Origin of the sequence: Roseovarius sp. (assembly GCF_965277045.1) — a bacterium.
Taxonomy (GTDB): Bacteria; Pseudomonadota; Alphaproteobacteria; order Rhodobacterales; family Rhodobacteraceae; genus Roseovarius.
In genome coordinates, this window is the sequence record NZ_OZ255712.1 from 2667485 (window position 1) to 2679448 (window position 11964).

General features: G+C 62.7%; 6 protein-coding genes. All 6 read right to left on the bottom strand.

Annotation, left to right across the window (positions count from 1 at the left end; translation table 11 throughout):
- Nucleotides 1-75: 75 nt before the first annotated feature.
- Complete coding sequence (locus ACQY4V_RS13380; RefSeq protein ID WP_428512433.1) at nucleotides 76-573, bottom strand: L,D-transpeptidase family protein; 498 nt, start codon at nucleotides 571-573, stop codon at nucleotides 76-78.
- Nucleotides 570-2003: an amidase gene (locus ACQY4V_RS13385; RefSeq protein WP_428512435.1), complete on the bottom strand. Its 1434-nt coding sequence runs from the start codon at nucleotides 2001-2003 to the stop codon at nucleotides 570-572. The genes ACQY4V_RS13380 and ACQY4V_RS13385 overlap by 4 nt, the downstream gene beginning before the upstream one ends.
- 124 nt (nucleotides 2004-2127) lie before the next feature.
- Nucleotides 2128-6369, bottom strand: a complete 4242-nt coding sequence (gene rpoC, locus ACQY4V_RS13390) for a DNA-directed RNA polymerase subunit beta' (RefSeq protein ID WP_428512437.1) — start codon at nucleotides 6367-6369, stop codon at nucleotides 2128-2130.
- Nucleotides 6370-6461: 92 nt separating this feature from the next.
- Nucleotides 6462-10628, bottom strand: a complete 4167-nt coding sequence (gene rpoB, locus ACQY4V_RS13395) for a DNA-directed RNA polymerase subunit beta (RefSeq protein WP_428512439.1) — start codon at nucleotides 10626-10628, stop codon at nucleotides 6462-6464.
- Nucleotides 10629-10973: 345 nt separating this feature from the next.
- Nucleotides 10974-11354, bottom strand: coding sequence for a 50S ribosomal protein L7/L12 (gene rplL, locus ACQY4V_RS13400; RefSeq protein WP_057796840.1), 381 nt, complete (start codon nucleotides 11352-11354; stop codon nucleotides 10974-10976).
- 73 nt (nucleotides 11355-11427) lie between these two features.
- The gene (gene rplJ, locus ACQY4V_RS13405) at nucleotides 11428-11946 is read right to left on the bottom strand and encodes a 50S ribosomal protein L10 (RefSeq protein WP_428512441.1); all 519 of its coding nucleotides are present in this window, start codon (nucleotides 11944-11946) and stop codon (nucleotides 11428-11430) included.
- Nucleotides 11947-11964: the final 18 nt, after the last annotated feature.

Genomic DNA, 11964 nt, shown 5'->3' on the forward strand with positions numbered 1-11964 from the left:
GAAATAGCCGCGCCAACGGCACCGACGCGTTGCCACCCGGATACCGACGCGATACCGACACGCGTTTCGACGCGTTCACCCCGGCACGATCAGCCGCGTCCCTATAGTGATCCTCCCCGCGATCCAGCGCAGGTGATCGGGCCTGAACGCCACGCAGCCCGCCGTGGGATATCCCGGCCGGCGCCATCGGTGCACAAAGATGCAAGAGCCCCGTCCGCGTTCCGCCCGCGGCCAGTTCCAGTCGGTGATGATCACCAGGTCATAGAGCGGATCGGCCCGCCGCAGGACCTCGTGCGAGTGCGGGTAAGGCTTTGAAACCATGAGGTTATAATCCTCGTGGCCCGGATCGTCCGACCACAGGTCGCCCGGCCGGATCGGCACCGCCCAGTCCGCGGGCCGTGCCATGCGGTCAGGCCGGTACAGCATTCCGACGATTTCATGCGTGCCCACCGGCGTCGCGCTATCGCCCTCGCGCTTGTCGCGCGACAGCCCGCCACGCCCGATCGTGCACGGAAAGCGCCGCCCCCGAAACCGCACCCCCATCGGCGTCAGCACCATATTCCCAGGTGTCATCCTGCAAGCCCCTCCGGCATTGCCGCATTGGGAAGGAACATCTCAGGCGCTTGATTTTCATAGAAAAAAGCCGCCTCGAACACCTTTCCATCCTCGAATGTCGGCCCAACGATCTGCATACCCGTGGGCACCCCGTGCCGGTCGCGCCCCGTAGGTACGGACATCACAGGGCAGTTATGCAGCATGTTGAACTGGTGCGTCAGAACCCAGCCATATTCAGGGTCCACCTCGCGCCCCGCCACGGTGAACCCCGGCCCGACCGGGTCGTGATCCGCCCGCACGCTGCCCACCGACAGGGTCGGGCATATGAAAACGTCCACTTCGTCCAGAATCGCGCCCAGCCGCTGGTACATCTCGTGCTGCACCTCCCAGCTTCGCGCCACATCATCCGGGCCCAATCGCGCCGCCGCCTCTGCCGTGGCGATGGCGTAATCCGTCATCCGGTCAACGTATTCCTCCAGCGCCCAAAGCGGTGCGCGCCCGAAATGCATCGCCAGGTACCAGTTCATCGCGGCCCGGTCGACACGCGCGTCCCACCCCAGGTCCACCGCCGTCACCTCACAGCCTGTTTGCCGAAAAACATCCAATGCCGCCAAGGTGTTGTCCTGCACATCGCCGTCGATCGGGACATATCCAAGGTCCATCGAATACGCGACCTTCATAGGTTGTCCCTTCCCTTCCAGCGGCAACACCACGCGGTCCCGCAGGCTGTCGTGATCCCGTGGATGCGGGCCCGAGACGATATTCTGCCCCAAGGCGCAATCCGCCACGCTCCGGCTCAGTAAACCGCAGTGATTGTAGCGGTCGAAATTCGCCGGCGGCCCGTCCGGGTTGCGCCCGTGCGGCGGCTTGTAGCCCACCAGCCCGCAGGCACTGGCCGGAATACGGATCGACCCACCGATATCGGTGCCCGTCGCCAACGGCACCATCCCCGCCGCCAGCGCCGCCGCCGACCCGCCGGACGATCCGCCGGGGCTGAAATCGCGGTTGAACGGATTGCGCGTCACCCCGAACCGCTCGGACCGGCAGACACCCGACAGACAGAATTCCGGCGTCGTCGTACGGGCCGGTATGATCGCCCCCGCCTCGAGAAGGCGTTCGATCATCGGATCGGACTGCGTCTCAACCTCATGCCCCATCGACCAGGACCCTTGCGTGGTGCGTTGCCCCGCGACCCGTTGCGCATCCTTCACCGCCACCGGCAGGCCTTCAAGCACCCGGGCCGTGCCTTTTGCATAGGCCGCCTCGGCCTTGCGTGCGGCCATCAACGCGTCCTCGAAGAATGTCTCGGTATAGGCGTTCAAGCTCGGGTTCACCGCCTCGGTCCGGGCAATCAGTGCCTCCAGATACGCCACTGGCGACAGGTCACCCGCCTTGAATCGGGCCAGGACATCGCTTGCGGACAGGTAGCAAAGATCAGGGTCTGACATGGCGTCTCCTTCGGGATCAGAATGTCGAAGACCGGCCTCTTTTGAAAGCCCGTCCGCGCAAACGCCCCCCAAATGAAAAAGGCCCCGCCGGTGACGGGGCCTCTCTCAAGTCCTTTGCGCGGGATCAGTCCTCGCGGCTCTCCGGCGTTTCGACCAGCGTGTCGAACTCGTCGCCGCCGACCACGTCATCGACCGGGGCGGCCAGGGCGGCGGCCGCTTCGGCCTCCTCGCGGCGCGCTTCGATCACCACGTTGTCACGCTGCTGCGCGATCTGGCGCATGTTCAGCGTGGCACCGCCGGTACCGGCGGGGATCAGGCGACCCACGATGACGTTCTCCTTCAGGCCCACGAGCTTGTCGCGCTTGCCCTGAACCGAGGCTTCGGTCAGGACCCGCGTCGTCTCCTGGAACGAGGCCGCCGAGATGAAGCTGCGGGTCTGCAGCGACGCCTTGGTGATCCCCAGAAGGATCGGCTCGCCCTGCGCCGGGCGCTTGCCACGGGCAATCGCCTTCTCGTTGGCCGCGTCGAACTCTGCCTTGTCGACATGTTCGCCCTTCAGCAGCGTGGTTTCACCCGAATCCTGGATCTCCCACTTCTGCAGCATCTGGCGCACGACAACCTCGATGTGCTTGTCGTTGATCTTCACGCCCTGCAGGCGATAGACGTCCTGGACCTCGTCGATCATGTAATCGGCAAGCGCCTCGACACCCATGATCGACAGGATGTCATGCGGCGCCGGGTTGCCGTCCATGATGTAGTCACCCTTCTGGACATAATCACCTTCCTGAACGGGAATGTGCTTGCCCTTGGGCACCATGTACTCGACCGGCTCCATCGACTCGTCGGCGGGCTCGATGCTGATGCGACGCTTGTTCTTGTAGTCGCGACCGTAACGAACGTAACCGTCGATCTCGGCGATGATGGCGTGATCCTTCGGGCGACGCGCCTCGAAGAGTTCGGCCACACGCGGCAGACCACCGGTGATGTCCTTGGTCTTGGCGCCTTCACGCGGAATACGCGCAACCACGTCACCCGCATGCACTTCCTGCCCTTCCTCGATGGACAGGATCGCGTCCACCGACATCGGATAGGTCACCGGGTTGCCCGCGTCGTTGCGGACCGGCTCGCCATCCTTGTCGGCGATCAGGATCTCCGGCTTCAGCTCGTTGCCCTTGGGGGCCGCGCGCCAGTCGGACACGATCTTCTGCGTCATGCCGGTGGCATCGTCGGTCACGTCACGCACCGACACGCCCACGGTCAGATCGACGAACTTCGCCGTACCGCTTTTCTCGGCCAGGATCGGCAGGGTATACGGATCCCATTCGAACAGCTTGTCGCCGCGCGCCACGGTGTCGCCTTCCTTGACGAACAGCTTGGTCCCGTAACCCACCTTGTGGCTGGCCAGCTCGACATCCTTCTCGCCCTTGATCAACACTTTCATGTTGCGGCCCATGACAAGCGTCTCGCCGCTGGAGTTCTCCAGCGTCTGGGCATTCTCGAACTCGATCTTGCCGCCTTGGCTGGCCTCGAGGAAGGACTGCTGCCCACCCTGTGCCACGCCGCCGATGTGGAAGGTCCGCATCGTGAGCTGCGTGCCGGGCTCACCGATCGACTGCGCCGCGATGATGCCCACGGCCTCGCCGGTGTTCACCATCGTACCGCGCGCCAGGTCACGGCCATAGCACATCGCGCAAACGCCATCCTCGGCCTCGCAGGTCAGCGGGCTGCGGATGCGTGCGGTCTGCACGGCAGCCTGGTCGATCAGGTCCGAGGTCCGTTCGTCGATCAGCTGGCCTTCGGCCACGATGACCTCGCCCGTCACCGGGTTCACGATATCCTCGGCGGCGACACGGCCCAGCACACGCTCGGCCAGCGACGCCACGACCTCGCCGTCATTGACGGCCGGTTCCGCGGTGATCGCACGGTCGGTGCCGCAATCATGATCACGCACAATGCAGTCCTGCGCCACGTCCACCAGACGACGGGTCAGGTAGCCCGAGTTCGCCGTCTTCAACGCGGTGTCCGACAGACCCTTCCGCGCGCCGTGGGTCGAGTTGAAGTATTCAAGAACGGTCAGGCCTTCCTTGAAGTTCGAGATGATCGGCGTTTCGATGATGTCGCCGTTCGGCTTGGCCATCAGGCCGCGCATCCCGCCCAGCTGTTTCATCTGCGTGACCGAGCCCCGGGCCCCCGAGTGCGCCATCATGTAGACGCTGTTGGGTTCCGCGACCGCTCCGTTCTCGTCCTTCACCTCGGCCGAGATGGAGCCCATCATCGCCTCGGTGACCTGATCGTTACATTTCGACCAGGCGTCGACCACCTTGTTGTACTTCTCGCCCTGGGTGATCAGGCCGTCCATGTACTGCTGTTCGAAACCTTTGACCTGTTCGCGGGTCTCTTCGACGATGCCCCACTTGTCATCGGGGATCACCATGTCGTCCTTGCCGAACGAGATGCCGGCGCGGAACGCTTCCTTGAAGCCCATGCTCATGATCTGGTCACAGAAAATGACCGACTCTTTCTGACCGCAATAGCGATAAACGGTGTCGATGACCTGCTGCACCTCTTTTTTGCGCAACAGCTTGTTGACCAGCTCGAACGGCGCCTTGGCGTTCATCGGCAGCAAGCCCCCGATGCGCACCCGGCCCGGCGTGGTCTCGAAGCGTTGGATCACCTCCTGCCCGGTCTCGTCGATCTGCGGCAGGCGTGCGGTGATCTTGGCGTGCAGGTGCACCTCGCCGGAATCCAGCGCGTGCTGCACCTCGTCCACCGAGGCAAAGCTCATGCCTTCGCCCTTCATGCCTTCGCGCATGATCGAGGTATAGTAGAGGCCCAGAACCATGTCCTGCGACGGCACGATGATCGGCGCGCCGTTGGCGGGCGACAGAACGTTGTTCGTCGACATCATCAGGACGCGCGCTTCCAGCTGCGCCTCGAGGCTCAGCGGAACGTGCACGGCCATCTGGTCACCGTCGAAGTCCGCGTTGAAGGCCGAGCAGACCAGCGGGTGAAGCTGGATCGCCTTGCCTTCGATCAGCGTGGGTTCGAACGCCTGGATACCCAGACGGTGCAGCGTCGGCGCGCGGTTCAGCAGAACCGGGTGCTCGCGGATCACCTCGTCGAGGATGTCCCAGACCTCCGGCCGCTCTTTCTCGACCAGCTTCTTGGCCTGCTTCACGGTGCTCGACAGACCCTTGGCTTCCAGCCGCGAATAGATGAACGGCTTGAAGAGCTCGAGCGCCATCTTCTTGGGCAGGCCGCACTGGTGCAGCTTCAATTCCGGCCCGGTCACGATGACCGACCGGCCCGAGAAGTCGACCCGCTTGCCCAGAAGGTTCTGGCGGAAGCGGCCCTGCTTGCCTTTCAGCATGTCGGAAAGCGATTTCAGCGGACGCTTGTTGGCGCCGGTGATGACGCGGCCACGACGACCGTTGTCAAACAGCGCATCGACCGATTCCTGCAACATCCGCTTTTCGTTACGCACGATAATGTCGGGCGCGCGCAGTTCGATCAGCCGCTTCAGGCGGTTGTTCCGGTTGATCACGCGGCGATAGAGGTCGTTGAGGTCCGACGTCGCGAACCGGCCACCGTCCAGCGGCACCAGCGGGCGCAGTTCCGGCGGAATGACCGGAATGACCGTCATCACCATCCATTCCGGACGGTTGCCGGATTCGATGAAGCTCTCGACGACCTTCAGACGCTTGATGATCTTCTTCGGCTTCAGCTCGCCGGTGGCCTCGGCCAGGTCGGCACGCAGGTTCTCGGCCTCGGATTCAAGGTCGATATTCGCCAGCATGTCACGGATCGCTTCGGCACCGATATTGGCGGTGAAGGCGTCCATGCCATACGCATCCTGCGCATCCATGAATTCCTCTTCCGTCAGCATCTGGCCGTAGGTCAGGTCCGTCAGGCCCGGCTCGATCACTACGTAGTTCTCGAAGTACAGGACCCGTTCCAGATCGCGCAGCGTCATATCCAGCATCAGGCCGATGCGGCTGGGCAGCGACTTCAGGAACCAGATATGCGCGCAGGGGGCCGCCAGTTCGATATGGCCCATCCGCTCGCGGCGGACCTTTTGCAGCGTGACTTCCACACCGCATTTCTCGCAGACGACGCCACGATATTTCATGCGCTTGTACTTGCCGCACAGGCATTCGTAATCCTTGATCGGGCCAAAGATCCGCGCACAGAACAGGCCGTCACGCTCGGGCTTGAACGTGCGGTAGTTGATGGTTTCCGGCTTCTTGATCTCGCCATACGACCAAGACAGGATGCGTTCCGGGCTGGCCAGCGACACCTTGATTTCGTCGAACACCTTCGCCGGTGCGGCGGGGTTGAACGGGTTGTTTGTCAGTTCTTGGTTCATTTCGAATTCCTAAAAAAGAGGAGCGTAGGAGGGGGCGACGCGTGGGTTACACCCACCCTACGATTGGCCCGTAGGGTGGGTGAGAACCCACGTTATTCCGCCGCGATGTCGGAAGACGGGTCTTCCTCGTCATCCTCCGCGTCCAACAGCTCCATATTCAGGCCCAGGCCACGGACTTCCTTCACGAGCACGTTGAAGCTCTCGGGCACACCGGCCTCGAAGTTGTCCTCGCCCTTGACGATCGACTCGTAGACTTTGGTCCGGCCCGCAACGTCGTCCGACTTGACGGTCAGCATCTCCTGCAGGGTGTAGGCGGCGCCATAGGCTTCCAGCGCCCAGACCTCCATCTCCCCGAAGCGCTGGCCACCGAACTGCGCCTTGCCGCCCAGCGGTTGCTGGGTCACGAGGCTGTACGGCCCGGTCGAACGCGCGTGGATCTTGTCGTCCACCAGGTGGTGCAGCTTCAGCAGGTACTTGACGCCGACGGTCACCGGACGCGCAAACTGCTCGCCCGTGCGTCCGTCGAACAGGACCGACTGACCGCTTTCGTCGAAACCGGCGCGTTTCAGCGCGTCGTTGACGTCAGGCTCCTTCGCGCCGTCGAAGACCGGCGTCGCGATCGGAACACCGCGCGTGACGTTGCCCGCCGCCTCGATCAGCGCCGCCTCGTCCATGCCCGCGATACCTTCGTCATAGACATCGTCGCCATAGGCGTGGTGCATCGCCTCGCGCACAGGCGTCAGGTCGCCGGTGCGGCGATAGTCCTGCAGTGCCTCGTCGATCTTGATGCCCAGACCGCGCGCGGCCCAACCCATGTGGGTTTCAAGGATCTGACCGACGTTCATACGGCTCGGCACGCCCAGCGGGTTGAGGCAGAAGTCGACCGGCGTGCCGTCCGACAGGAACGGCATGTCTTCCATCGGTACGACCTTGGAAATCACACCCTTGTTGCCGTGACGGCCGGCCATCTTGTCGCCCGGTTGAAGCTTGCGCTTCACGGCGATGAAGACCTTGACCATCTTCATCACACCCGGCGGCAGGTCGTCGCCCCGGCGGACCTTCTCGACCTTGTCCTCGAAACGGGCATCCAAGGTGCGTTTCTGCGCCTCGTACTGCTCGTTCAGGGCCTCGACGATCTGCGCGTCCTTCTCGTCCTTCAGGGCAAGCTGCCACCACTGGCCACGGCTCAGCGTGTCCAGCAATTCCTCGGTGATTTCCGAGTTCGCCTTGACGCCTTTCGGGCCTTTCACGGCCGTCTTGCCGAGGATCAGCGATTTCAGACGGGCATAGATGTTGCGATCCAGGATCGCCAGCTCGTCATCGCGGTCGCGCGCAAGGCGTTCGACTTCCTCACGCTCGATCTGCAGCGCACGCTCGTCCTTTTCGACACCGTGACGGTTGAACACGCGAACTTCCACGACCGTGCCGTAATCGCCCGGCTTCACCCGCAGCGAGGTGTCGCGCACGTCCGACGCTTTCTCACCGAAGATGGCGCGGAGCAGTTTTTCCTCCGGCGTCATCGGGCTTTCGCCCTTCGGTGTGATCTTGCCCACGAGGATATCGCCCGGCTCCACGTCGGCGCCGATATAGACGATGCCCGCCTCGTCGAGGTTGCGCAGGGCTTCCTCGCCGACGTTGGGGATGTCGCGGGTGATCTCTTCCGGTCCCAGCTTGGTGTCGCGGGCGGCCACCTCGAATTCCTCGATGTGGATCGACGTGAACACGTCGTCCCGTGCGATCCGCTCGGAAATCAGGATCGAGTCCTCGAAGTTGTAGCCGTTCCACGGCATGAACGCGACCAGCACGTTCTTGCCCAGCGCCAGTTCACCCAGATCGGTCGACGGGCCATCGGCGATCACTTCGCCCTTCTGCACCGTGTCGCCCACCTTCACCAGCGGCTGCTGGTTGATACAGGTATTCTGGTTCGAGCGCTGGAACTTGCGCATCCGGTAGATGTCCACACCCGGGTCGCCGATCTCCAGGTCCTCGGTGGCCCGGATCACGATCCGGCTTGCGTCGACCTGGTCGATCACACCGGCCCGGCGCGCCAGAACCGACGCACCCGAGTCGCGGGCCACGACGCCCTCGATCCCGGTGCCGACCAGCGGCGCCTCGGAGCGTAGCGTCGGAACCGCCTGCCGTTGCATGTTCGAGCCCATCAGAGCGCGGTTGGCGTCGTCGTTTTCCAGGAACGGGATCAGCGAGGCCGCAACCGACACCAGCTGTTTCGGGCTGACGTCGATCAGGTCCACATGCTCGACCGGGGCCAGCATGTATTCACCCGATTGCCGGGTGTTGACCATCTCGTTGACAAACTTGCCGCTCTCATCCAGCGTCGCGTTGGCCTGCGCCACGGTGTGCCGCATTTCCTCGGTCGCCGACATGTAGGTCACGTCGTCGGTCACCTGCCCGCCCGTCACCTTGCGGTAAGGCGTTTCGATAAAGCCGTACTTGTTGACCCGCGCAAACGTGGCAAGGCTGTTGATCAGACCGATGTTCGGGCCTTCCGGCGTCTCGATCGGGCACATCCGGCCATAGTGCGTGGGGTGAACGTCGCGCACCTCAAAGCCCGCGCGCTCGCGCGTCAGACCGCCCGGTCCAAGCGCCGACAGGCGGCGTTTGTGCGTCACTTCCGACAGCGGGTTGGTCTGGTCCATGAACTGGCTCAGCTGCGACGAGCCGAAGAACTCGCGCACGGCGGCCGCGGCCGGTTTCGCGTTGATCAGGTCCTGCGGCATCACCGTGTCGATCTCCACCGACGACATCCGTTCCTTGATTGCGCGTTCCATCCGCAGCAGGCCGACGCGGTACTGGTTTTCCATCAGCTCACCGACCGAGCGCACCCGGCGGTTGCCCAGGTGGTCGATATCGTCGATGTCGCCCTTGCCGTCGCGCAGTTCCACCAGCGCCTTGACGCAGGCCACGATATCCTCGCGGTCCAGCGTGCGCTGCGTATCCGGCTTGTCCAGGTTCAGACGCATGTTCATCTTCACCCGGCCCACGGCGCTCAGGTCATAGCGCTCGGAATCGAAGAACAACGTGTCGAACAGTGCACTCGCGGCCTCTTCGGTGGGCGGCTCGCCCGGGCGCATGACGCGGTAGATGTCCATGAGCGCGGTTTCGCGGTTCATGTTCTTGTCGTTCGCCATGGTGTTGCGCATGTACGGACCGACATTGATGTTGTCGATGTCCAGAACCGGGATATCGGTAATCCCCGCCTCGATCAGCTCCTGCACGGTGCCGCCGATGATCTCGCCATCCTTGTCGCGCTCGATCGTCAGCTCGTCGCCGGCCTCGACATAGATCGCGCCGGTTTCCTCGTTGATGATGTCGCGTGCCACGAACTTGCCCGCGATCTGCTCGTAAGGCAGCAGCAGTTCGGTGACTTCGCCATCGTCGATCAGTTTCTTGACCGCGCGCGGCGTGACCTTCTTGCCCGCCTCGGCGATCACTTCGCCAGACTTGGCGTCGACAAGGTCATAGGTCGGGCGCGTGCCGCGCACGCGCTCGGGGAAGAACTTGGTGGCCCAGCCCTTTTTCTTCTTCAGCTTGTAGTCGACCGTATCGTAATAGGCCGTCATGATGTCTTCCTGGTCCAGCCCCAGCGCATACAGCAGGGTGGTCACAGGCAGTTTCCGGCGGCGGTCGATCCGCGCGAACACGATGTCCTTGGCGTCGAACTCGAAGTCCAGCCAGCTGCCGCGATAGGGGATGATGCGGCAGGCGAACAGCAGTTTGCCGGACGAATGCGTCTTGCCCTTGTCATGGTCGAAGAACACGCCGGGCGAACGGTGCATCTGGCTGACGATCACCCGCTCGGTGCCGTTCACCACGAAGGTGCCGTTGGGCGTCATCAGGGGCATGTCGCCCATGAAGACGTCCTGCTCCTTGATGTCCTTCACGGACTTTGCGCCGGTGTCCTCGTCCACGTCGAACACGATCAGACGCAGCGTCACCTTCAGCGGTGCGCTGTACGTCATGTCGCGCTGCATGCACTCCTCGACGTCGTATTTCGGCTTCTCCAGCTCGTAATCGACGAATTCGAGAACGGCGGTCTCGTTGAAATCCTTGATCGGGAACACCGACTGGAAGACACCCTTGATGCCTTCGCCGTCCATGGGCTCGGGCTGGTCGCCGGATTTCAGGAAAAGATCATACGAGGATTTCTGCACCTCGATCAGGTTCGGCATCTCCAGAACTTCGCGGATTTTGCCGTAATATTTACGAAGACGTTTCTGGCCAAGAAAGCTTTGCGCCATGTGACAAGTCACCTTTCATTTCTCACCGGTCCTGCACGCTGTCGGGCCACAGCGGCAGAGCCACCCGAGAGAGGCGGGAACGATCCATTCTTGGCCCCAATCCCACAAGGGACCACCCGATCGTTGAACCTCGCCTGAGAGAACCCCTTGTCCCGGACTTGATCCGGGACCTCCCGGATTACCGCGACCGGCCACAAGGGCCTCTCTGAGACAGGTTCGGCTGGACCGGGATTTTGCCCGGTCCAGCCTGATTTCATACGATCCCGCCCCGGATTCGATCCGGGACATCGTCACATCGGCGAGAGTTCCCGGATCACGTCCGAGATGATCCCGCCGACGCCGGGATCACTTGAGTTCGACTTCGGCGCCAGCTGCTTCCAGCTTGCCCTTGATCTCGTCGGCTTCGTCCTTGGAGACCTGCTCCTTGACGGCTTTGCCACCGGCTTCGACCAGGTCCTTGGCTTCTTTCAGGCCAAGTCCGGTGATCGCGCGGACTTCCTTGATCACGTTGATCTTGGAGGCACCGGCCGACTTCAGGATGACGTCGAATTCGGTTTGCTCTTCAGCCGCCTCGCCAGCGTCGCCGCCAGCAGGGCCCGCCATCATGACCGCGCCGCCGGCTGCGGGCTCGATGCCGTACTCGTCTTTCAGGATGGTTTTCAGTTCTTGTGCTTCGAGAAGCGTCAGACCAACGATCTCTTCAGCAAGTTTTTTCAGATCAGCCATTTTTCAGCTCTTTCCGTTCTAAGATGTGTTCCAACGTCGGTATTGCAACCCGATACGCAGGACTTGCAGTTGCTTACGCTGCTTCCGCCTTCTCTTCGATGGTCGAAAGGATGCTCGCGATGTTGCTTGCAGGTGCGCCGATCGCACCGGCGATGTTCGAAGCGGGTGCGCCAAGCATGCCAGCGATGGTGGAGATAAGCTCCTCGCGCGACGGCAGTTTCGACGTGGCTTCGACACCGGCCCGGTCTAGGGCCGTCTCACCCATGGCGCCACCAAGGATTTCAAACTTCTTGTTGTCCTTGGCGAAACCTTCCGCGACCTTGGCTGCTGCCACGGGGTCTTCGGAAAAGGTGAGCACGGTCATGCCCGAGAGGTAATCGGCGATGCTTGCGCACGGCTTGCCCTCAAGGGCGATCTTTGCGAGCCTGTTCTTGGCAACGCGAACAGATGCTTCGGCCTCGCGCGCACGGGCGCGCAGGTCTTGCATCTCCGCAACTGTAAGGCCTTCGTAGCGGGCAACCACAACGACGCCAGAGCTTTCGAAGATCTGGCCGAGTTCGTCGACCACTTTCTCTTTCTGGGCTCTATCCACAGTTTCACTCCAAATTTG